Raw genomic sequence first — 22,420 nt, forward strand, 5'->3', positions numbered from 1 at the left:
CAGCCTTGTGACTAGGGAACTAGCGTCCCCCTCGCCACCCCCCTATAGCCCGCCCCCATGCAACGGCTTGACGGTGGCGCTTCCATCCCTTCGTATCTGGCGAACGGGATCGTCGCGCTGGGGAATTTCGACGGATTTCACCTTGGCCACCAAGCCGTGGTCGCGCGCGCGGTCGCCTGGGCGCATGCCGAGGGGCGCCCCGCGCTCGTCGCGACGTTCGACCCGCATCCGGTCCGCCATTTCCGCCCCGACACCCCGCCCTTCCGCCTGACCACGCTCGATCAGCGCCAACAGCTTTTCAAGAAAGCCGGTGCCGATGCGATGGTCGTCTTCAATTTCGACGGCGATCTCGCCGCGCTGACCGCCGAACGCTTCATCACCGAGCGGCTCGAACGCAATCTGCGCGTGGCGGGTGTCGTCACCGGCGAGGACTTCACCTTCGGCAAGGGCAAGGCCGGCACCGTCCGCACTTTGGCCTCGCGTGGCCCCGCCCACGGGTTTCGCGCGGAAACGGTCGGCGCGATCGAACTGGAGGGAGAGGTCATCTCCTCCACCCGCATTCGCGAAGCCCTGCGCGCGGGCGACATGGCCACCGCCACCCGCCTGCTGACGCGCCCGTTCGCGATCCAGGGCTTCGTCCAGCACGGCGACAAGGTCGGCCGTACGATCGGCTATCCGACCGCCAATCTCGACATGGGGAATTATCTGCGCCCCGCCTACGGGATCTATGCGGTGACCGGGCGGCTCGAGGACGGTCGCATGTTGAAGGGCGCGGCCAACCTCGGCATCCGTCCGAGCTTCGATCCGCCCAAGGAATTGCTCGAGCCGCATTTCTTCGATTTCGGCGAAGACCTGTACGGCCAGCGGATCGAGGTTGCGCTGATCGAGTATCTCCGCGCCGAGGCGAAGTTCGCCAACCTCAATGCGCTCATCACCCAGATGGACGCCGACTGCGCGCGCGCGCGGGCATTGCTGGCTTGAACGACGTTCGTTCGAGATCCACCCAAACCACATACGTCGCCCCAGCGAAAGCTGGGGTATCCCGGTAAGGGAACGCCCCCCTGCCGCACGAGACCCCAGCTTTCGCTGGGGTGACGGCAGAGACTGGGGTGACGGTCGAGACTGGGGTGACCGTCATGGGAGAGGGATGGCAACGCGCGCGCCTCTCGGCTACAGCCCGGCCCACTTATGACCGATACTCCTGCGCCCGCCCGCGATTACCGCGACACCGTCTTCCTGCCGAAGACCGACTTCCCGATGAAGGCGGGCCTCGCCGCCAAGGAACCGGCGATCCTCGAGCGCTGGGCGAAGCTCGGGATCTACGACCGGTTGCGCGAACAGCGGCTCGGGCGCGAGCGGTTCATCCTGCACGACGGCCCGCCCTATGCGAACGGCGACATCCACATGGGCCACGCGATGAACAAGGTGTTGAAAGACATCATTGTCCGCTCGCAGTCGCTGATGGGCAAGGACGCGCCGTACGTCCCAGGCTGGGATTGCCACGGCCTGCCGATCGAGTGGAAAGTCGAGGAAGCATACCGCGCGAAGAAGCTCAACAAGGACGACGTCCCAGTCGCGCAGTTCCGCGCCGAATGTCGCGCCTATGCCGGGAAATGGGTCGCCGTGCAGAAGGGCGAGTTCGAGCGCCTCGGCGTGATGGGCGATTGGGCCGATCCGTATCTGACGATGAAGTACGAGGCGGAAGCCACGATCGTCGGCGAATTGCTGAAGTTCGCGGAGAGCGGCCAGCTGTACCGCGGCGCCAAGCCGGTGATGTGGTCGCCGGTAGAGAAGACCGCGCTCGCCGAGGCCGAGGTCGAGTATGAGGACATCGTTTCCACGCAGATCGACGTCGCGTTCGAGATCGACTCTGCGCCGAATGCGCCCGAGCTGGTCGGCGTGCATGCGGTGATCTGGACGACGACGCCGTGGACGATCCCGGTGAACCAGGCGCTGAGCTATGGGCCTGAGATCGAGTATGTGCTCGTCGCGGACGGCGATCGCCGCTTCCTGATCGCAGAGGCGCTGATCGACAGCTTTTTTGCCCGTACCGCCCGTCATCCCGGCGGAAGCCGGGACCCACTTACCAACGGGGGAGACCGCGGCGAGGTGGGCCCCGGCGTCCGCCGGGGTGACGGGGAAGAGGGTGGCGCTGCGATCCTTTGGCGCGGGAAGGGCTCCGCTCTCGAAGGCGCAACCGCACGTCACCCGATGCACGCGCTCGGCGGGTTCTTCGCGAAGCCGCGGCCGTTCCTGCCCGGCGACTTCGTCACGACCGACGCGGGCACCGGGCTCGTCCACATGGCGCCGGATCACGGCGAGGACGATTTCGAACTCTGCAAGCAATACGGCATCGACCCGGTCTTCGCGATCGACGGCGCGGGGATGTACCGTGCCGACTGGGCATGGCGCGGCGGTGAGGGCAGCGTCATCAACAAGAAGTTCGTGGGCGCCGACGGCCCGATCTGCACCGACCTGCGCGAGACCGGCGCGTTGCTGGCGGCGAGCGACGACTTCAAGCACAGCTATCCGCATTCGTGGCGCTCGAAGGCCAAGGTGATCTTCCGCGCGACCCCGCAATGGTTCATCCCGATGGATGCCTCGACCTCGCTCAGCACCGACGGCCAGGGTGCTTCGACTTCGCTTAGCACGAACGGGATTGGGGATGCGGACGCACCCACACCGTTCGCCCTGAGCGAAGTCGAAGGGCCTGGGTCCAGCAACGGCGCCACGCTCCGCGAGATCGCGCTCGACGCGATCGCCGCCACCACCTGGATCCCCGCGCGCGCCGAAAACCGGATCACGTCGATGGTCCAGGGCCGCCCCGATTGGGTGATCTCCCGCCAACGCGCCTGGGGCGTGCCGATCGCGCTGTTCGTCAACCGCGCCACCGGCCAATACCTCAACGACGCCGCGGTCAACGCGCGCATCATCGAAGCCTTCCGCGAGAGCGGCGCGGATGCGTGGTACGCCGACGGCCACCAGGCGCTGCTCGGCCCCGACTACGACCTTGCGGACTATGAGGTCGTGAAGGACATCCTCGACGTCTGGTTCGACTCCGGCTGCACGCACGTCTTCACGGTCGAGGCGCGCTACGGCGAAGGCACCCGCGCGAACCTGTATCTCGAAGGCTCGGACCAGCATCGCGGCTGGTTCCAGTCGTCGCTGCTCGAAAGCTGCGGCACCCGCGGTCGCGCGCCCTATGATGCGGTCCTCACCCACGGCTTCGCGCTCGACGGCCAGGGGCGGAAGATGTCGAAATCGCTCGGCAACGTCGTCGATCCGCTCAAGATCATCGGCGAGAGCGGCGCGGACATCCTGCGCATGTGGGTCGCCTCGACCGACTATTTCGACGACGTGAAGATCGGCAAGGAGGTGCTAACCACCGCCTCCGACTCGTATCGAAAACTGCGCAACACCTTCCGCTACATGCTCGGCGCGCTCGAAGGCTTCGACGATTCCGAACGCGTCGCGGTGTCCGACATGCCCGAGCTGGAGCGCTACGTGCTTCACCGCCTCGGCATGATCGACACCGAACTGCGCCAGGCGGCCGAAGCGTACGAGTTCAACCGCTACACGCGCCTGCTGACCGACTTCGCGAACGAGGATCTGTCCGCGTTCTTCTTCGATATCCGCAAGGACTCGCTCTACTGCGACGCGGGCGACGACATCAAGCGCCGGTCGTACCGCACGGTGCTCGACGTGCTGTTCCACGCGCTCGTCCGCTATGCCGCGCCGGTGCTGTGCTTCACCGCCGAGGAAGTGTGGCAATCACGATTCCCCAGCGACGACAGCTCGGTGCATTACCTCGAATGGCCGTCGTTACCGTCGCTCGACGCCGACGACGTGGTCGGCAGCAAGTGGCACGAGATCCGCCAGTTGCGCGTCGCCGTCACCGAGGCGATCGAACCGCTCCGCCGCGAGAAGACCGTGCGCTCGAGCCTGGAGGCCGAGATCACCGTCCCCGCGATGCTGCTCGACGCGGACGCGCTGGCGGAGGCGTTCATCGTCGCCAAGGTCACGCCGGGCGACGCGGTCACTGTGACGCGCACCGACTTCCACAAATGCGGCCGCTGCTGGCGTCACCTCCCCGAGGTGACGGTCGACGGCGATCTCTGCGATCGTTGCGAAGAGGTGGTGGCGCATGCGTAACCTGCCAAAGGCCGGGTTCGGCGCCGCAATCGCCCTCTTCCTCGCCGATCAGCTCACCAAATGGGCCGTAACCAAGCCGCTCGGGATCGACTCGCTCGGTGATGCGCAGACCATCACCTCGTTCTTCGACCTGCGCTTCGTACCCAATATCGGCATCTCGCTCGGGCTGCTCCCCGCCGACGGACACCTGACCCGCTGGGCGCTGGTGCTGCTCACCGGCGCGATCGCGATCGGCGTCGCGGTGTGGATGACGCGCGAGAAGAACCCGGCCGATCAGGTCGCGCTCGGCTTCGTGCTCGGCGGCGCGGTCGGCAATATCCTCGACCGGATCCGGCTCGGTTACGTCGTCGATTTCGCCGACCTGCATATCGGCGAGTGGCGTCCGTTTTTGGTCTTCAATGTCGCCGATGCAGCGATTACTGTCGGCGTGCTCGTCCTGCTTGTTCGGGCGCTGCTCGTGCGCGAGAAGCCCCCTGTGGAGAATTCCCATGCGTAAGTTCGTACCCCTGGCCGCCGGCCTCACTTGCGTCGCGCTGCTCTCGGGCTGCGGGGCAGGCCGAAGCCTCGATCGTGCGCGCCCGGACGAGTTCGCGGTTGCGCGCCAGGCACCGCTGGTGATCCCGCCCGACTTCGCACTGGTCCCGCCACAGCCCGGCGCCGCCCGCCCGCAGGATACCGCGGCCAACGCGCAAACGCTCGATGCGCTGTTCGGCGGCACCGCGGCACGCAGTGCGGCCGAGACCGGTGTGCTGAACGATGCGGGTGCGGACAGCGATGACCCCGGTATCCGCTCCAGCGTCGGCGATTCCGGTACGACGGTGGTGGACAAGGGCTCGACCACACGGGACATCGTCGCGGCCCCGGAAGGCGACGGCCAGGACGCGCGCACGACCGCGAATTGATCGGGGTTTTACCGGTGGACGAAAAAGGGCGGCTCCTCGCGGGGCCGCCCTTTTTCGTGTCTGGTTACTGCCGCGGCATCGTCCGAAGCGGACCGTGATCCGTGCCCGTGTCCGTGCCCGCCCGCGCCTAAATTCGTCATCCCAGCGAAAGCTGGGATCTCACCGTGTGGCGAACGTCGCTAGCCTCGAGAGATACCCCAGCTTTCGCTGGGGTGACGGAATGAGGTATGGGAATTGGGGAACGAAGATCGGAGATCGGAGATCGGAGATCGGAGATCGGGGAACCGGGCAGCCTCGGCCCCCCTTGTTCTCCCGCGAAGGCGGGAGCCCAGACTGGATCCCCGCCTTCGCGGGGAAACAATGCTGGGGTGCCCTCACCCGTCGCCAGCTTTCCCTCTCCCGATAGGAGAGGGAAAGCAGGAAGCGCGAGGACCGCGCTAGATCAGAACGCTGCGGTCAGCGACACCAGCACCTTGCCGTTGGCGATCGAGCCGTTGCCGTCCTGGCCGCGGCTGAAGCTAGGCTGGAGATAGGCCGATTCGCCCTTCGTGATGTCGGTATCGACATACGCCACGCCCAGCGTCAGCGGGGTGCTCGGGATCACGTAGTCCGCACCGAACAGCCAGTCCCAATATTCACCGGTCGGCGACACGCTGGTCGCGAACGGGCCGAGGCCCTTGTTGCCGTTCGAATAGCCGACATGGGCCTTCACGGTCAGCCCGGTATTGGGAACGCCGCTGCTGACATCGCCCCAGAGATACAGATTCGAATCCTTGGCGTTCACGCGGTCATAGACGCCCGCCGCCGCCGACGCGCCGTTCGAATACCATGGCCCGAGTGCCTGCTGCTTGGGCGCATAGGCGACACCGGCGGTCAGCGCGACGGGGCCTGCGGTGCCCGACAGCTTGGCATAAGGCTCGATGAAGTCGGTGTTGTCGAAGCCGCTCGGGTACATGTACCAGGTCGCGCCGACGTCGAGCGTACCGCCGCCGACCGGGACCTTATAGCCCGCGATCAGATCGAGCTCCATGTTGGCGCCGCCGAACGTGCCCCAGCCCGCGAGGTTGGACCCCCAGGTGCCGATGTATAGGCCGCTCTCGTGCGCGATGGTGATGCCGCCTTGGATGGCGAGGTTCTCGTCCGACTGCGACACACCACGGAAGCGGTAATCGCTGACGAGCCCGACCGAGCCGGTGACGGTGATCGGCTTGGGTGGCGCAGTAGCCTCGTCCTGAGCGAACGCGGGGGTAGCGGCAGCCAATGCGATGCCGCCGAGAAGAATAGTGGTGAAGCGCATCGTTTCCCTTTCGATACTGGAAAGTCGATGTCCCCGCCTGCAACCGCGGACGCCGCATCTATCGAGGCGTCAGCCTCCGAGTGCGGTCTTTCCTGCGGTGACGAATGTGTGACAGTCCATGGTGCGACGCACAAGCGAATCTTGCGTACAATCCGGGTTTGACGCCACACATGTTGCGCAACAGACACACCGAACAGATCCGACGTGCAGCGACAAGAGCGCGTTCCAACCACCGAGAGGGCGACGGCGGGGCGGCGCGATCACGTCAGAATGACGGTGGCGACGCCCGCGACCGACAGGAGGACGCTCAGTATGACAAGCCAGCGGACCTCCGGCGCGTCCCGCGACGAACTGGCGCGGTGCACCACGGTGAGCAGCAGGCCCGTACTTACCAGGACAATGAGGCTGCCCAACAGATCGCCTTGAGTTTCCGTCATCGCTAATCCCGTCGGCTGGCCTGCCAATAGGGTAGTGACGCGGACCTATCGCGGTAATGACGCGGCGATGAAAACTGCGGGCGAACCGTTAGCCGCGCACCCTCCGAAAAGCGTCCAGCCCCGCGTCGAGATCGGCGATCAGGTCGGCGGGGTCTTCCAGGCCGATCTGGAGGCGGACCATCGGTCCGGCAGCATCGCGCTTGGTGACGCTGCGGTGGCGTTGCGGGTCGGCGGGGATGGCGAGGCTTTCGAAACCGCCCCAGCTATAGCCGATTCCGAACAGCTGGAGCGCGTCGATCAGCGCGGCCCGCGAAGCTTCGTCGCCGCCGTTGAGGACGAACGAGAACAGGCCGCTGGAGCCCTTGAAGTCGCGGACAAACAGGTCGTGGCCAGGGCAGTCAGGGAGGGCCGGGTGGAGCACCTGCGCGACTTCGGGGCGGCCTTGGAGCCACTTGGCGATGGTTAGCGCGCTCGACTGGTGCTGCGCGAGGCGAACCGCCATCGTGCGCAAGCCGCGGCTGCCGAGCCAGCAGTCGTCGGGGCTGGCGACCTGGCCGAGCTGGAAACTCGTCTCGCGCAGTTTCTTGAAATGGCCGGGTGCCGCGGTGACCGAGCCGAGCATGACGTCCGAATGGCCGACGACGTACTTCGTGCCGGCGAGGATCGAGAGGTCGACGCCGCGCTCGATCGCGGGGAAGAACAGCGGGGTGGCCCAGGTGTTGTCGAGCAGGGTGGTCACCCCCCTCGCCTTGGCGGCGGCGACGATCGCGGGGACGTCCTGCACCTCGAAGCTCAGCGAGCCGGGGCTCTCCATGAAGATCGCGCGCGTGTTCTCGCCGATCAGGTCGGCGATGCCCGCGCCGATCATCGGGTCGTAATAGCGCGTGGTGATGCCGAGCCTCTTAAGCAGCCCGCCCGCCATGCCGCGCGTCGGGTCGTAGGCGCTGTCGACCAGCAGCAGTTCGTCGCCGGGGGACAGCACCGACAGCAGAGCCGCCGCAATCGCCGCTACACCCGAGCAATACAGGAACGTCCCCTCCGCGCCAGGCTCGAGAGAGGTCAGCGCGTCGGCTAGGCTCCACTGCGTGGGTGTGCCCTTGCGCCCGTAGAACAAGCGGTGATGCGTATCGCGGGTGGCGCTGTCGCGGAGGTGGCCGACCGAATCGTAGAGGATCGTCGAGGCGCGCCAGACCGGCGGGCTGACGATGCCTTGCGTCCACTCCGGACGACGCCCGGCGAGGACGACCTTGGTCGCGTCGCCGACCGGCTTGTTCGTGTCGCTCATGCCGTTCCCGTCGTCTTGGGTGTCGAGGGATCGCCGCCCCATTCTGACCAGCTGCCGTCGTACAGCGCTGCGTCGTTGCCGAGCAGATGCGCGCCGAACGCCAGCACCGATGCAGTGATGCCCGAGCCGCAGGTCATGACGATCGGCTTCGACAGATCGATGCCGGCCTTGTCGAACTCGGCCTTGAGCGCGTCGCCGGTCTTCCACGTGCCATCTGTGTTGAACACCGCGCCCTGCGGCAGATTCTTCGAGCCTGGTATATGCCCCGGTGCGGTGCCCGGGCGCGGGTCTTCTTCCGCGCCGGTGAAGCGCGCCACAGACCGCGCGTCGAGCACCTGCTCCGCACCGCTTTCGACGTTCGCCTTCATCTGGTCGAGATCGCGCACGCCCTTCAGGTCCGCCCAGGTCGTGAAGTGGCGATGCCGCGGCGTCTCTTTCCCCGTCGCGATCTCACGCCCCTCGGCCTGCCACTTGGCCAGCCCGCCATCGAGAATTGCCACGTTGTGCGCGCCGAACAGCCGGAGCATCCACCACGCCCGCGCCGAGGTGTGCCAAGGCGAGCTGTCATACAGCACGATCCGGCTGCCATCGCCCAAGCCCAGCGTCTGCATCCGGCTCGCGAATTTCTCCGCCGAGGGCAGCATGTTGGGGAGGTCGCTATCGGTATCGCGCAGTTCGGCGAGGTTCATGAACACCGCGCCGGGGATGTGCGCCGCCTCATACTCCGCCGCCGCATCGCGACCCTCGGCATAGGTCGCATCGACGATCCGCAGATCGCCCGCGCTCAGTTCGTTCGCCAGCCATTCGGTGCTTACCAACGCGTCCATATGCCGCTCCTTGTGCTCGTGAGGTCAGTAACCAGCGGGGCCGCTCGCGTCGAGGGAGGCGAGGAACCCCGCCGCCTGCGCGCGCGTCGCCTCGCGGTCCGCCTCGGACTGTTTCGCCCAGTTGCGATACGGCATCGCCAGTCGGTTGTTGCGGCCGAGCTTGTCCTCGTGCCGGTCGAGGAAATCCCAGTACAGCGCGTTGAACGGGCACGCATCCGGCCCGATCCGTTGCTTCACCTTGTAGCGGCACGACCCGCAATAATCGGACATCCGGTCGATATACGCGCCCGACGAGATATACGGCTTCGACCCGAGCAGTCCGCCATCGCCGAACTGGCTCATGCCCAGCGTATTGGGCAGCTCGACCCACTCGTACGCGTCGACATACACTTCCAGATACCATTGATGCACCTTGGCCGGGTCCGCGCCGATCAGCAGCGCGAAATTGCCCGTTACCATCAGCCGCTGGATATGATGCGCGTGCGCAGTCTCCAGCGTCTGGCCGATCGCCTCGCGCAGACAGTGCATGTCGGTCTCACCGGTCCAGTACCAGCCGGGCAGCTCGCGGTGATGGTCGAGGAAGTTGCGCTCGACATATTGCGGCCCCTCGCGCCAGTAGATCCCGCGCATGTATTCGCGCCAGCCGATGATCTGGCGGATATAGCCCTCGACCGCGTTCAGCGGCGCGCGGCCGGCGCGGTATTCCGCCTCGGCGCGCCGGCACAGATCGAGCGGATCGAGCAGCCCCGAATTGATGTAGGGCGACAGGATCGAGTGCCACAGATGCGGCTCGCCGGTGAGCATCGCATCCTCGTAGTCGCCGAACTGCGGCAGCGCGTGGCGGAAGAAGTTCACCGCCTGCCGCTCGGCATCCTCCGCGGTCACGGCGTACTCGAACCCGTCGAGGCTGCCCGGATGCTCGGCGAACCGCTCCGCCACCATATCCAGCACGTCCTTCGTGATCGCATCCGGCTTAAACACCAGCGGGCGCGGCATCAGCAGGTCGTTCTTGGCGGGCTTGCGGTTTTCCTTGTCGAAGTTCCAGCGATCGCCCTCGGGCTTGCCGTCGGTCATCAGGAGGCCAGTGCGCGTCCGCATCTGGCGATAGAACCACTCCATCGTCAGCGTTTTCCGCTCCGCCGCCCAGGTTTCGAAGTCGGCATGGCTGGCGAGGAAGCGATCGTCGCTGCGGATCTCGACCGGGACGCCGAACAGCGTCTCCCAGCTTTCGAGCATCGCCATCACCCGCCACTCGCCGCCCTCGATGACGACGATGCGTTCGGGGTCATGTCGCTCGACGGCGCGCGCGATCTCGCCGGTGAAGCTGCCCACGTTGTCGGGGTCGTCGAGCGCGGTGTATTCGACCGTCCACCCGGCCTCGCGCAGCGCCTCCGCATGATGCCGCATCGCCGACAGGATATAGGCGATCTTGCGTTTGTGGTGGCGGACGTAGGTCGTCTCCTCGGCGACCTCCATCATCAGCACGATCGTCGTCGCCGGGTCACAGTTGCGCAGCGAAGCAAGGTCGATCGTCAGCTGGTCGCCGAGGATCGGTACGAGTGTCGTTATCGTCATTACCCAAACCTCTCCGTCACCCCGGACTTGTTCCGGGGGCCACCGTTCCGCACGCTCGCGGGCCGTGAAGCTCGCGGACGGGTGGATGCCGGAACAAGCCCGGCATGACGATGAGACATATCACCCACTTTGCGTCATCCGAATCGCGTCCTACATGGCGCACTATGACCGCACCCGCCAACCCATTGCATCTGGGCCAGAACAGCGCCCTTCCCGCCTCTCCTGAAGAGGCCGTGCTCGATTACGTTCCCAACCCGCGGCCGGGTCGGACGTATCTCGTGCGGTTCGCGGCGCCCGAGTTCACGTCGCTCTGCCCGGTGACCGGCCAGCCCGACTTCGCGCACCTCGTGATCGACTATGTGCCGGGCGAGACGATCGTCGAATCCAAGTCGCTGAAGCTGTTCCTGAGCAGCTTCCGCAACCATGCCGGGTTCCACGAGGATTGCACCGTCGGCATCGGCGAGCGCCTGTTCGACGAGATGAAGCCGGTGTGGCTGCGGATCGGCGGGTATTGGTATCCGCGCGGCGGAATCCCGATCGACGTGTTCTGGCAATCGAGCGCACCGCCGCAGGATCTGTGGCTGCCCGATCAGGGAGTCGCCTCCTATCGCGGGCGTGGATGAAGGCTCGGGATGAGGGACCCGAAATATCAGATTGATTTAAATTGATATTTTTCCCGTGCTGCACTGCAGTATGTAATGAAACTTTATGCTACCTGAACCGTTCAAATGGATGCGCGACCGGGTTCTCCCAGAAGTGCGCGCTCAAACGAGGGACAGGGTATGGTGAAACCGGCGGACGGTGGGAATATCGCGCGACTGGCGCTGATCGGTAATTTCTTGCCGAGGCAGTGCGGGCTCGCCACTTTCACGACCGACGTTTTCACGGCCATGCGCGCGCGCTTTCCCGAGATCGCCGTCGACGTCTACGCGATGGACGATCATCCGGGTAAATATGATTACCCGCCTGAGGTTACCGGCACGATCCCGGAGCACGAGCTGTCCGCGTACATCAACACGGCGCGGAAGATCGAGGCCAGCGGTGCGCAGGCGATCTGGCTCCAGCATGAATATGGCATCTTCGGCGGCCCCGCTGGCGAGCACATCCTTGCGCTGCTCGATCGCACCACGCTGCCGGTGATCGTCACGCTGCACACGATCCTCGAAAAGCCCAATGCCGACGAGCGCCGCGTGCTCGAAGGCCTGCTCCGCCGCGCTGCCCGCGTGGTGGTGATGGCCGAGCGAGGCCGCGACATTCTCCAGCGCGTCTATGGCGCCAATTCGCGCCAGATCGTCATGATCCCGCACGGCGTGCCCGATCGCGATTTGCTCGATCCCGCCCTGCTCAAGGACAAGTTCGGCTGGGAAGGCCGCAAGGTCATGCTGACGTTCGGCCTGCTCGCCCCCAACAAGGGGATCGAGACGGTCATCAACGCGCTGCCCGCGGTGATCGCGAAGCATCCCGACCTGCTGTACGTGGTGCTCGGCGCGACGCATCCGAACCTGGTCGCGTATGAGGGCGAGAAGTATCGCGACAAGCTGAAGGCGCTCGCCACCGAGAAGGGCGTCGCCGGCAACATCGCGTTCGTCGATGCATTCCTCGAGCATGGCGAACTGCTCGACTATCTCCAGGCGGCGGACGTCTATGTAACGCCCTACACCAACCCCGCGCAGATCACGTCGGGCACGCTCAGCTATGCGATCGGTGTCGGCAAGCCCGTCATCTCGACGCCGTACGTGCATGCGACCGAGATCCTCGCGGATGGCCACGGTGTGCTCGTGCCGTTCGGCGACGTCGACGCGTTCGCGCGCGAGATCGATGCGCTGATGTCGAACGATCGCGATCGCAATCGTCTGGCCGAGCGTGCCTATGCGCGTGGCCGTACGATGATCTGGCCGAAGCTCGCCGAGGCGATGATGGCGGAGATCCGTGCGATCGTGGCGGCGCGCCCTTTTCGCCTCGCCAAGGTGCCGGCGCCGCTCAAGCCGTTGATCCCTGATTTCGCCGCGGTCGAGCGGATGAGCGATTCGACGGGCATGCTCCAGCATTCGATCTTCTCAATCCCCGATCGTCGCCACGGATACTGCATCGACGACAATTGCCGCGCGCTGATGCTGATGAGCGCGATGCCCGACCTCGACGACGTGACGCGCGACAAGTGGATGACGATCTATGCGTCGTTCGTGCAGTACGCCTGGAACCCGGACACGCGCCGGTTCCGCAACTTCATGAACTTCGATCGCACCTGGTGCGAGGATTCGGGGTCGGAAGATTCGAATGGCCGCACGCTCTGGTCGCTCGGCGTGACCGCGCGCGATGCGCAGGCCGCGAAGCACCGCGACTGGGCGACCGCGATGTTCGATTCGACCGCGTCGATGGCGCTCGAACTCGGCAGCTTGCGCGCGCAGGCGTTCGCGATGCTCGGTGCGGCGGCGATGCTGGAGGCCAAGCCGGGCCACCAGTTGTCGCTGTCGATCCTCGAGGCCTTCCCCAAGGTCCATCTCGACCTGCTTGCGAAAGCACGGCGTCCCGAGTGGCAGTGGTTCGAGATCGTGCTCGCCTACGACAATACGCGCCTTCCTCAGGCGCTGATCCGTGCCGGCCAGGCGCTCGGGCGGCAGGACCTGATCGATTGCGGCCTCGCCACGCTCGACTGGATCGTCGCCAAGCAGACCTCGCCTGAGGGCCGCTTCCGTGCGGTCGGGTCGGAGAGCTTCAACCGGCCCTATGCCGATCCGTTGCAGTTCGACCAGCAGCCGCTGGAGGCTCAGGCCACCGTCGATGCGTGCGCGGCGGCGTTCGAAGCGACCGGCGACATGCGCTGGCACGACGAAGCGCAGCGCGCATATGGCTGGTTCCTGGGGGCGAACGATCTCGACCTGCCGCTCGCCAGCGTCGCCGATGGCGGCTGTTACGACGGCCTGATGCCGACCGGGTTGAACCGAAATCAGGGCGCGGAGTCGATTTTGGCCCTGCAACTCGCAAGTTGTGCCATTTCGGGGGTATCAAAAGCAGCGCAAAGCGTGGCAGGAGCGACCCGCGTCGTCGCCTAGTTCGCTAGCGACAGCCTTGCAGGCGACGGTGCGCTGAGTGGAACGACGCGGGGCACTGCTACGATGGATCTGTTCAACCACCAGCTGCGGCTGCACGCGGATCCTTCGCGTGTCGTCGTGCGGCCGTTCCATATTGCCTGGGGCGGTCATGGCGGCGCACCGAGCCGCACCGAGCGGCTCGTCGGCGAAGTGCTGGAAATGTCGCCCGCGCAGGCGCGCGCGCAGCTCGAGGTCGTGCTGAAGGATTTCGAGGCGCGCCACTGGCAGACGCGGCGCGTGTTCATGACGCGCTACGACCAGATCGAGGATATGCTCGGGCTGAACGGTGCGGAGATCGGCGACGAGAAGCGCCAGCTGATCGGCGCGTATTTCTGTCACGAATACAGCTATGCCGCTGCTGCTCTGATGAACCCCAGCGCGGTGCCGCATTTCGACCAGTCGGGCATGCCGCCGGGCTCGATGCGGATTCTTATGTCGCTGCGCGCGGTCGGCGAGGGTCACATCTCGTCGGTGGCGTTCCGCGAAGGCATCATCACCTGCGAAAACCAGATGAAGCTCGCGCCCGAGCCGCCGTTCGCGACCGCGACCGACGCTGTCGGCAGCGGCGAGGACGAGATGCCCGAGGGGCCCGTCACCGTCTATCGCCACCGCGACAGCACGCTGAGCGGCACGGTGATCTTCCCGATCACGCAGGCGCAGTCGAAGGGTCTCGAGGATCTCCGCATCGTCCGGTTCCAGCACGAGAACGGCGAATACGAGTGGATCGGCACCTACACCGCGTATAACGGCTCGGTGATCCAGTCGGAGCTGATGCGCACCCGCGATTTCCGCGCGTTCGATCTGGTGCCGATGACCGGCCCGGCCGCGCGCAACAAGGGCATGGCGCTATTCCCGCGGAAGGTGAACGGCCAGTATATGATGATCGGTCGGCAGGACGGCGAAAACCTGTTCCTGCTGAAGTCCGACACGCTGACCGACTGGGACGACGGCGAGAAGATCCTGACGCCCGAGTATCCGTGGGAGCTGGTGCAGATCGGCAATTGCGGCCCGCCGATCGAGCTCGACGAGGGCTGGCTGTTGCTGACGCACGGCGTCGGCGCGATGCGGAAATACTCGATCGGCGCGGTGCTGCTCGACAAGGACGATCCGTCGAAGGTGATCGGCCGGACGAAGCAGCCGATCCTGGCGGCGAAGGACCAGGACCGCGAGGGGTATGTGCCCAACGTCGTCTACAGCTGCGGCGCGTTGAAGCACGGCGACACGATTTTCATGCCGTACGGAATCGCGGACAGTTCCGTGGGCTTCGCGTTCGTGCCGATCAAGGACATGCTTGCTGCGATGAAGTGAGAGGGGTGGGTTAGATTTTCCTACTCGCATCAGAATACCACCCCGGCGAAGGCCGGGGCCCAATTGGGGGACGCAGATAACGGCGAACTGCGCTCCGTTACGACCACCTTCCCAATTGGGCCCCGGCCTCCGCCGGGGTGGTGAGCTAAGGCTAGGTCCCGACCCCATCATGTTCTCCCGCGAAGGCGGGAGCCCAGTCTGGATCCCCGCCTTCGCGGGGAAACACGCTATCCTCAGACGTTACCGCGAAGCCGCCATCGTCCGCCGGTACATCACCCAGGTCAGCACCGCGAACAGCAGCGTCCCGCCAACGAGCGCCACGCTCGCAAATCCATCGCCAACCAACGCCAACGGCGTCTCCTTGTTGGTCAGGTACACGATCCCCGCAAAGCCAACGCCCCACAGCGACTCTCCAACGATCATTCCGGTCGCGGTCAGCACCCCCATCCGCTTGGCGAGTTCTGGATCCCGAGACCGATCCGCCCACCGATCATACGCAAACCCGACGACAGCTCCGATCGTCACCGGCAACGTCACCGACATCGGCAGATACACGCCGAGCCCGACGCCCAAAGGCGGCAACCGCAACTTCCCCGCCTTGCCCAGCAACTCGTCGGCCAGAATCACGAAAACGCCCGTCAGCGCGCCATAGCCGATCATCGCCCAGTTGAGATTGCCCCCCAGCACGCCCTTCGCCAGCGCCGAGATCAACGCCGCCTGAGGCGCCGCCAGCGCATTCGGCCCCGCCCCCGGCGCGCCAGCGAACCCGAGCGTGCTGCCGAGCAGATTGAGCACCGGCGGCACGACGATCGAGCCGAAGACAACGCCAATCAGCAACGCCACCTGCTGCTTCCACGGCGTCGCGCCGACCAGCTGGCCCGTCTTCAGATCCTGCAGATTATCGTTCGAGATCGTCGCGATGCCGAACACGATGCCCGTCACGATCAAGCCGTACGCGACCAGAGCCTGCGTTGTGCCCGGCTCCACAGCACGCCCGAACCACGACACCAGCAGGATCGACGCCGCGAGGATGGCGAGGATGCCGATCCCCGAAACAGGGGAGTTCGACGCGCCGATCAGCCCCGCCATGTATCCGCAGACCGCTGCGATCACGAGGCCGATGACGAGGATGAACAGCAGGCTGCCCGCGATCAGGCCGATCGCCGACGCCTCCAGCGGCCCACCCTGCAAGACGGTCCACAGCAGGATGCCGATCGGCACCAGCATCGCGAGCGACGCGATGCCGACGATCCCGATCGGAATGTCGCGCTCCTCCAGGGCCAGCACTTCCCCGCTCCGCTTCGCCGCCGAGGCCGCGAGCGCCGAACGCACGCCCCCGACGACAGGCCCGGCGATCTTCAACAATGTCCAGATCGCCGCAACGCCGATCACGCCCGCGCCGAAGAAACGGACGTCCGAGCGGAACACAGTGGTCGCGATGACCTCCGCGGTGCCAGTGACGCTGCCGCCAGAGGTCAGGATCGGTAGCAGGATCCACCAGCCGATGATGACGCCCGCGAACATCGCCATGCCGACCGAGATACCGACTAGGTGCCCCGCGCCGAGCAACGCGAACGACAGTCCGCCCGAGATCCCGGTCGCGCCTGCACCGACGCGAAACCACGTCGCGGCTTCGGCGGCGACCAGCTTGGTCTGCGTCAGGATCGCGAACCCAGCCGAGACGACGGCGTTGACGACGATAATGCCCAGCCCGCGCGCGCTCTCCTCGCCACCCTCGCGACTGCCAGCGCCGACCTTCAACACCTCGGCGGCCGCGCGGCCCTCAGGGTACGGCAACACCGTGTCGACGACGAGCGCACGGCGCAGCGGGACCGAGAACAGCACGCCGAGCACGCCGCCGAACATCGTGATCGCCGCGGTGGTGAAGAACGGAAAGCCCTGCCACCAGCCGATCATCACCAGCCCCGGCAGCACGAAGATGATCGCCGCCAGCGTGCCGGCGGCGGACGCGATCGTCTGGACGATGTTGTTCTCGAGGATCGTCGAATCCTTGAACAACCGCAGCACCGCCATCGATATCACCGCGGCCGGGATCGACGTCGCGAACGTCAGCCCGATCTTGAGCCCGAGATACACGTTGGCCGCGGTGAACAGCAACGTGATGATCCCGCCGAGCACGATCCCGCGGAAGGTAAGCTCGCGCATGCTCGTCTCGGGGCCTGTGTCGGGTACGCCCCGCGTAGCGTCGGTCATCTGGTGTGTCCTGAAAATTCAGGTTCCCGAATGCCGCGTGAGCTTCTGGAGCGCAACCACCACCCCCCTCCGTCACCCCGGACCTGTTCCGGGGTCCACGGTTCCGCAAACTCACTTCTCTCGATGATGCGGAACGGTGGATGCCGGAACGAGCCCGGCATGACGGAGGGGCGGGAGGAAACCGTATCGACTGCAGCTAGCGTGTTCTCCCGCGAAGGCGGGATCCCAGTCTGGGCTCCCGCCTTCGCGGGAGAACAAGGAGCAGGAGGTTGCCCTCTCCCCGAACCTACCGCGCCGCCATCCGCCGCGCGAAATGCACCTCGACCGCGCGCGTCACGCTCTCCGCGATGCGGTTCCGGCCATCGGCACTGTCGAGGAACGCCGCGTCCTGCGGGTTCGAGATATAGCCCGTCTCGAAGAGGATCGACGGCATGTCGGGCGCCTTCAAGACCATCAACGACGCCATCCGGTGGAAGTTCGCCTTGAGCGGCATCAACGGCTTGGCTTCGCGCCCGAGCAACCGTGCAAACGTTGCCGAGGCGTTCATCGTCTCGCGCTGCGTCAGGTCGATCAGGATCGACGACACGTCCGCGGGCGCCTCACCGAGGTTCACGCCCGAGATCACGTCCGCCTTGTTCTCGCGCGCCGCCAGCCGCGCGGCTTCCTTGTCGGACGCCACTTCGGACAAGGTGTAGGCAGTCGCGCCGGTCGCATATTCCGACCCGGTGCTGTCGCAGTGAATCGAGATGAACAGATCGCCCCTCAACCGCCGCGCCACGCCGTAGCGCTCGCGCAGAACCAGATACCGGTCGTCGTCCCGCGTCAGCGCCACGCGTACGCGCCCTGATGCCAGCAATTCGTCGCGAATGGCGCGCGCGACCTTCAGCGTCACATCCTTCTCGCGCAGTCCGTTCGGTCCGATCGCGCCCGGATCGACACCGCCATGGCCCGCATCGATCACTACCAGCGGGCGCGTGTCGTCGCCCTGCACGCGCGGCAGTTTCATCCCCCGCGCCTTGGGTGGCACCGCAACCGACACCTTGTATTTCGGCCGCGTCTTCGTTCCGAACGTAAACGGGAAGAAGTTGAGAGGCCCGGCGATTCCCGCCTGCACGAACTGGGTGTCGTCGACCTTGCGCAACGCCAGCGTCAACTCACGACCTTCGGAATCGAACCCGCCATCGGTGACGATCGCCGGCGCGGCCAGATCGAACACGATCCGCGCGCCCGTGCCGCGTCGCATCTGCGTCACGCTGGTCACGACCCCGCGCCCCGCGAAATCGCGCCCCGGCGTCAGGCCCGACACGTCGACCGCGATCTGCTGTGGCCCTGTGAGAATTTGGCTGGCGGCATTGCCGACCGCTTCGTCGAAGCGGATGACGATCTGGCCGCCCTTGATCGACACGCTCTGCACGGTCGCCGCCCACGCGGGGACGCTCGTCAGCCAGCCGGCCATGAGGGCGATTACCGCGAACACCCCGCGTCCTTGCCGTGCGGAACTGCCGCCGGTCCAGCGAAAAGCCATGCTACACCCCTTCGATCGATACATCCGATCACCGCAGCGATAGGTAAGCCCCCACGTCCCAAGAGCGCGTTGCAGGGTGCGGTTAATTTGCCGTTTGCCATGAATTTGCCGGCAAGGCTCTGCCGGGCCGGCAAGACTGCGCCTTCCCGCCCTAAATTCGAGCCGAAACGCGGCGGAAACCAGCCAATATCGGGCTAGTTGCGAGATCGGGTATGCAGTGCTAGTCCTGTCGTACAGCCGTGTGTCGCCTGGATTTTACCAGCGACGCGCCGGTCTTCACGCCCGCCTGCGGATCCTTCGCCGGCGCGGCACTTCAGGTTGACGCTCGAATGACGCATTCCCCCCGCCCCGCCCCGCACTCCGACCGGCCTTCGCCGACGGACTCGCGGTCGTGCGGGCGCCGCAGGGAGAGTTCCCGCGGCATGCACTTCGCGCAGAGGCAGTTTCGCACACCATCCGCGAGTCCGGGCGTCCGTGCCCGACCGCACCACCATCAAGCGCGCGACGGCTGCCGACAGGCCCGGCGCGCGCGCGGAGAATCTATAATGACAACGCGCATGCTGATCGACGCACGCCACCGGGAAGAAACCCGGATCGCAGTCGTCAAGGGTAACCGGATCGAGGAATTCGATTTCGAGAGTGCCGAACGCAAGCAGCTCAAGGGCAATATCTACCTCGCCAAGGTCACGCGGGTCGAACCGTCGCTCCAGGCGGCGTTCATCGATTACGGCGGCAATCGCCACGGCTTTCTCGCCTTCAGCGAGATCCACCCCGATTACTACCAGATCCCCAAGGAAGATCGCGACGCGCTGCTCCGCGAGGAAGCCGAGCACGCCGCCGAGGAAGCTGCGCTGCGCGCCGACTACGACTCGGACGACGAAGAGGGTGACGACGAGGACGACATCGAGCGCTTCGAGGACGATGGCGGGGTAGATCCCGACGTCGCTGACGAACTCGAGGGCAACGAAGCCGGTGAAGCCCCGCGCCGCAAGCGCAAGTCGAACGGCGACGACGCCGCGGTCGAGGACCTGCGCGAGCGCCGCATGAACCTGCGCCGCCGCTACAAGATCCAGGACGTGATCCATCGCCGCCAGGTGCTGCTCGTCCAAGTCGTCAAGGAGGAGCGCGGCAACAAGGGCGCAGCGCTGACCACGTACCTGTCGCTGGCCGGTCGCTACTGCGTGCTGATGCCGAACACGAGCCACGGCGGCGGCATTTCGCGCAAGATCAGCAACGCGGGCGATCGCAAGCGCCTCAAGACGATCATGGCCGACATGCAGTTGCCGCCGTCGATGGGCTGCATCGTCCGCACCGCAGGGCTGCAGCGCTCGAAGGTCGAGATCAAGCGCGACTTCGATTACCTCGCCCGCCTCTGGGACGGCATCCGCGAGGCCACGCTCAAGGCGTCGGCCCCCGCGCTCGTCTACGGCGACAGCGACCTAATCAAGCGCGCGATCCGCGACATCTACAACAAGGAAATCGAAGAGGTCATCGTCGAGGGCGAGGACGGCTATCGCCAGGCGCGCGAGTTCATGCGCCTGCTGATGCCGACGCACGCCCGTCGCATCAAGCATTACGCCGACCCCGTGCCGCTGTTCCAGCGCGCCGGCGTCGAGGATCAGCTGTCGGCGATGTACCATCCCGTCGTCCAGCTGAAGTCGGGCGGCTACCTCGTCATCAACCCGACCGAGGCGCTCGTCTCGATCGACATCAACTCGGGCCGGTCGACGCGCGAGCATTCGATCGAGCAGACCGCGACCGCGACCAACCTCGAAGCCGCACAGGAAATCGGTCGCCAGCTCCGCCTGCGCGACATGGCCGGGCTCGTCGTCATCGACTTCATCGACATGGATAACAATTCCAACGTCCGTAAGGTCGAGAAGGCGATGAAGGAGGCGCTCAAGAACGATCGCGCGCGCATCCAGATCGGCCGCATCTCGTCGTTCGGCCTCATGGAAATGAGCCGTCAGCGCCTGCGTACCGGCGTGCTCGAGGCGTCCACCCGCCCCTGCCCGCATTGCGAGGGAACCGGCCTGGTCCGCACCGCGTCGTCGTCGGGCATCTCAGCGCTGCGCCTAATCGAGGACGAGGCCGCCCGCGGTCGCGGCTCGCTGCTGACGCTGCGCGCGAGCCAGGAAGCCGCGGTCTACATCCTCAACCGCAAGCGCGCCGACATCTCGGAGATCGAGGATCGCTACGGCGTGATCGTCGAGATCATTCCCGGCCAGGACGAGGAAGGCGCGCACATGACGGTCGAGGCCAGCGGCCCGCCGCCCGCGCATGCGCCCAAGTTCGTCCAGATCATCGAGGAAGACGATGACGATCTTCCCGAGGAGATCGAGGACGAGATCGAGGAAGAAGAAGTCGAGGAGGCCGAAGCCGAGCAGCCGCGTCGTCGCGAGGGCGGTCGTGAGCCCCGCGAGGGTAATGGCGAGCAGCGCGCACCGCGTGAAAACGGTCGCGATGCGGACGGTGAAGGCGGCAAGAAGCGCCGCCGTCGCCGCGGTCGTCGTGGTCGTGCACGTCCCGGTGAGGAAGGTGCAGCAGAGGGCGTCAACGAGGATGGCACGTTCGAGGACGCCGACACCAACGTCGAGGAAATCGACGAGGTCGAGGGCGACATCGTCGAAGTCGGCGGTGGCGAAGCGCTCGAGGGCAGCGCACCTGCCGAGCAGGCCAACGGCGTCGAGGGCGAAGGCCGTCGTCGTCGCGGTCGTCGGGGACGTCGTGGCGGTCGTCGCAACGAGCAGGGCGGGTCCGAGAATGGCCAGTCGGTAGCCGTCAGCAGCATCGACGATGCCCAGCTGATTGCTGAGGCACCCGAGCCGGAAGCGTACGAGCCGGTCGAGTCGACCTATGCCGAGCCGCCTTACGAGCCCGCGTTCGAGCAGGCCGTCGAGGAAGCCCCGGTCGCGGAAGTGGCCGAGGGCCCGAAGATGCGCCGTCGTCCGCGTGCCCGTGCGGCAGCCGCAGCGGCGAACATCGCCGAGGCGGTCGCCGATGCAGCCCCCAAGGCTCGCCGTGGTCGCAAGCCACGCGCGGTCGAGGCGGAAGCCGAGACGGTTGCACCGGAGCCAGTGGTTCTGGAGCCGATCGTTCCGGAACCCGTCGCTGCCGAACCTGCTGCGCCAAAGGCAGGCCGTCGCCGTCGCGAAGCGGTTGCAGAAGCGACGATGGACGAGGTGAGCGCAACGCCCGCCGAAACCATCAAAGCGTCGGCGCCCAAGCCCAAGCGTGCACGTCGCAAGGCGTCGGACGCGGTAGTCGAAGCCCCAGCGGTTGAAGAGGCGGTCGTCGAGGAAGCCCCTGCCAAGGCCGCCAAGCCCCGCGGTCGCCCGCGCAAGGCAGCCGTGGTCGAAGCCGGCGACGCCGCCCCGACCAGCGAACCGCTCGCCGAGCCGATCACGACCACCCCTCCCAAGGCCGAGGTCCAGCCCCAGGACGTCGCGACTTCGGACACCAACGACGACCCCGACGGCGCCCCCCGCCGCGGCTGGTGGCAGCGCACCTTCGGCTAACGCCGGACGCTAGCCTCCAAAGAAACGGGCGCGACCGAAAGGCCGCGCCCGTTTTCGTTTGTTAAGGTAAAGCTGAAACTATCGGTGACGCGCCGTGCGACAAAGCTTGTTCACCCGCGAAGGCGGGGACACAAGACACGGGGCGATGCTAGGTTTGGGTTCTAGTGCTCTTAACGAGGAACGCCTGCCCCCTCCACCCACACCACCACCCCGGCGAAGGCCGGGGCCCAATTGGAGAGGTGGCAATAACGGCACGCTGCCCCCCGTTAGCCCGGTCCCCCAATTGGA

General features: G+C 66.0%; 15 protein-coding genes. 8 read left to right on the forward strand and 7 right to left on the reverse strand.

Features of this window, described 5'->3' with window-relative positions; genetic code table 11:
* Positions 1–57: 57 nt before the first annotated feature.
* From U1737_RS05865 to U1737_RS05880, 4 genes are all read left to right on the forward strand, one after another.
* A complete protein-coding gene (locus U1737_RS05865; protein WP_248524494.1) occupies positions 58–981 on the forward strand; it encodes a bifunctional riboflavin kinase/FAD synthetase in 924 nt (307 codons plus the stop codon).
* A 207-nt stretch (positions 982–1,188) separates the two neighbouring features.
* The gene (locus U1737_RS05870; protein ID WP_332795956.1) at positions 1,189–4,152 is read left to right on the forward strand and encodes an isoleucine--tRNA ligase; all 2,964 of its coding nucleotides are present in this window, start codon (positions 1,189–1,191) and stop codon (positions 4,150–4,152) included.
* Positions 4,145–4,648, forward strand: coding sequence for a signal peptidase II (lspA, locus tag U1737_RS05875; RefSeq protein WP_332795957.1), 504 nt, complete (start codon positions 4,145–4,147; stop codon positions 4,646–4,648). The genes U1737_RS05870 and lspA overlap by 8 nt, the downstream gene beginning before the upstream one ends.
* The gene (locus tag U1737_RS05880) at positions 4,641–5,054 is read left to right on the forward strand and encodes a DUF3035 domain-containing protein (RefSeq protein WP_332795958.1); all 414 of its coding nucleotides are present in this window, start codon (positions 4,641–4,643) and stop codon (positions 5,052–5,054) included. Before lspA ends, U1737_RS05880 begins: the two co-directional genes overlap by 8 nt.
* Positions 5,055–5,496: 442 nt before the next feature.
* On the opposite strand, the gene U1737_RS05885 is transcribed toward U1737_RS05880, so the two are convergent.
* The 5 genes from U1737_RS05885 to U1737_RS05905 all read right to left on the reverse strand — a co-directional run bounded on the left by U1737_RS05885 (position 5,497) and on the right by U1737_RS05905 (position 10,475).
* The gene (locus U1737_RS05885; RefSeq protein WP_332795959.1) at positions 5,497–6,351 is read right to left on the reverse strand and encodes a TorF family putative porin; all 855 of its coding nucleotides are present in this window, start codon (positions 6,349–6,351) and stop codon (positions 5,497–5,499) included.
* A gap of 260 nt (positions 6,352–6,611) precedes the next feature.
* The gene (locus tag U1737_RS05890) at positions 6,612–6,788 is read right to left on the reverse strand and encodes a hypothetical protein (protein WP_248524489.1); all 177 of its coding nucleotides are present in this window, start codon (positions 6,786–6,788) and stop codon (positions 6,612–6,614) included.
* Positions 6,789–6,876: 88 nt separating this feature from the next.
* Positions 6,877–8,073, reverse strand: a complete 1,197-nt coding sequence (gene metC / locus U1737_RS05895) for a cystathionine beta-lyase (protein WP_332795960.1) — start codon at positions 8,071–8,073, stop codon at positions 6,877–6,879.
* Entirely contained in the window at positions 8,070–8,900 is an 831-nt protein-coding gene (locus U1737_RS05900) for a sulfurtransferase (protein WP_248524487.1), read from the reverse strand. Before U1737_RS05900 ends, metC begins: the two co-directional genes overlap by 4 nt.
* Before the next feature lie 24 nt (positions 8,901–8,924).
* Positions 8,925–10,475 (reverse strand): cryptochrome/photolyase family protein, encoded by a 1,551-nt coding sequence (locus tag U1737_RS05905; RefSeq protein ID WP_248524486.1) that lies wholly within the window; start codon positions 10,473–10,475, stop codon positions 8,925–8,927.
* A 164-nt stretch (positions 10,476–10,639) separates the two neighbouring features.
* Between U1737_RS05905 and queF the strand changes: the two genes are divergently transcribed.
* The 3 genes from queF to U1737_RS05920 all read left to right on the forward strand — a co-directional run bounded on the left by queF (position 10,640) and on the right by U1737_RS05920 (position 14,875).
* On the forward strand, positions 10,640–11,098 hold the full coding sequence (gene queF, locus U1737_RS05910) for a preQ(1) synthase (protein ID WP_133030263.1): 459 nt from the start codon (positions 10,640–10,642) through the stop codon (positions 11,096–11,098).
* A gap of 159 nt (positions 11,099–11,257) precedes the next feature.
* Positions 11,258–13,528, forward strand: coding sequence for a glycosyltransferase family 4 protein (locus U1737_RS05915; protein WP_332795961.1), 2,271 nt, complete (start codon positions 11,258–11,260; stop codon positions 13,526–13,528).
* A gap of 63 nt (positions 13,529–13,591) precedes the next feature.
* Complete coding sequence (locus U1737_RS05920; protein ID WP_248524484.1) at positions 13,592–14,875, forward strand: glycoside hydrolase family 130 protein; 1,284 nt, start codon at positions 13,592–13,594, stop codon at positions 14,873–14,875.
* 240 nt (positions 14,876–15,115) lie between these two features.
* Here the strand turns inward: U1737_RS05920 and U1737_RS05925 are convergent, their stop codons facing one another.
* Together U1737_RS05925 and U1737_RS05930 are read right to left on the reverse strand one after the other, a co-directional pair.
* A complete protein-coding gene (locus U1737_RS05925; protein WP_332795962.1) occupies positions 15,116–17,089 on the reverse strand; it encodes an OPT family oligopeptide transporter in 1,974 nt (657 codons plus the stop codon).
* 286 nt (positions 17,090–17,375) lie between these two features.
* Complete coding sequence (locus U1737_RS05930; protein ID WP_248524482.1) at positions 17,376–18,614, reverse strand: N-acetylmuramoyl-L-alanine amidase family protein; 1,239 nt, start codon at positions 18,612–18,614, stop codon at positions 17,376–17,378.
* Positions 18,615–19,171: 557 nt separating this feature from the next.
* Between U1737_RS05930 and U1737_RS05935 the strand changes: the two genes are divergently transcribed.
* On the forward strand, positions 19,172–22,132 hold the full coding sequence (locus U1737_RS05935) for an Rne/Rng family ribonuclease (protein WP_332796046.1): 2,961 nt from the start codon (positions 19,172–19,174) through the stop codon (positions 22,130–22,132).
* Positions 22,133–22,420 lie beyond the last annotated feature (288 nt).

This window comes from Sphingomonas fucosidasi (genome assembly GCF_036663855.1).
Lineage (GTDB): Bacteria > Pseudomonadota > Alphaproteobacteria > Sphingomonadales > Sphingomonadaceae > Sphingomonas > Sphingomonas faeni_B.

What these genes read in the sequence shown, in the direction of transcription:
- U1737_RS05880 (WP_332795958.1), top strand. Translation starts at nt 4,641, where the DNA reads ATGCGTAAGTTCGTACCCCTGGCCGCCGGCCTCACTTGCGTCGCGCTG.
- lspA (WP_332795957.1), top strand. Translation starts at nt 4,145, where the DNA reads ATGCGTAACCTGCCAAAGGCCGGGTTCGGCGCCGCAATCGCCCTCTTC.
- metC (WP_332795960.1), bottom strand. Translation starts at nt 8,073, where the DNA reads ATGAGCGACACGAACAAGCCGGTCGGCGACGCGACCAAGGTCGTCCTC.
- U1737_RS05900 (WP_248524487.1), bottom strand. Translation starts at nt 8,900, where the DNA reads ATGGACGCGTTGGTAAGCACCGAATGGCTGGCGAACGAACTGAGCGCG.
- U1737_RS05925 (WP_332795962.1), bottom strand. Translation starts at nt 17,089, where the DNA reads ATGACCGACGCTACGCGGGGCGTACCCGACACAGGCCCCGAGACGAGC.
- U1737_RS05915 (WP_332795961.1), top strand. Translation starts at nt 11,258, where the DNA reads ATGGTGAAACCGGCGGACGGTGGGAATATCGCGCGACTGGCGCTGATC.
- U1737_RS05930 (WP_248524482.1), bottom strand. Translation starts at nt 18,614, where the DNA reads ATGGCTTTTCGCTGGACCGGCGGCAGTTCCGCACGGCAAGGACGCGGG.
- U1737_RS05920 (WP_248524484.1), top strand. Translation starts at nt 13,592, where the DNA reads ATGGATCTGTTCAACCACCAGCTGCGGCTGCACGCGGATCCTTCGCGT.
- queF (WP_133030263.1), top strand. Translation starts at nt 10,640, where the DNA reads ATGACCGCACCCGCCAACCCATTGCATCTGGGCCAGAACAGCGCCCTT.
- U1737_RS05890 (WP_248524489.1), bottom strand. Translation starts at nt 6,788, where the DNA reads ATGACGGAAACTCAAGGCGATCTGTTGGGCAGCCTCATTGTCCTGGTA.
- U1737_RS05870 (WP_332795956.1), top strand. Translation starts at nt 1,189, where the DNA reads ATGACCGATACTCCTGCGCCCGCCCGCGATTACCGCGACACCGTCTTC.
- U1737_RS05885 (WP_332795959.1), bottom strand. Translation starts at nt 6,351, where the DNA reads ATGCGCTTCACCACTATTCTTCTCGGCGGCATCGCATTGGCTGCCGCT.
- U1737_RS05905 (WP_248524486.1), bottom strand. Translation starts at nt 10,475, where the DNA reads ATGACGATAACGACACTCGTACCGATCCTCGGCGACCAGCTGACGATC.
- U1737_RS05865 (WP_248524494.1), top strand. Translation starts at nt 58, where the DNA reads ATGCAACGGCTTGACGGTGGCGCTTCCATCCCTTCGTATCTGGCGAAC.
- U1737_RS05935 (WP_332796046.1), top strand. Translation starts at nt 19,172, where the DNA reads ATGCTGATCGACGCACGCCACCGGGAAGAAACCCGGATCGCAGTCGTC.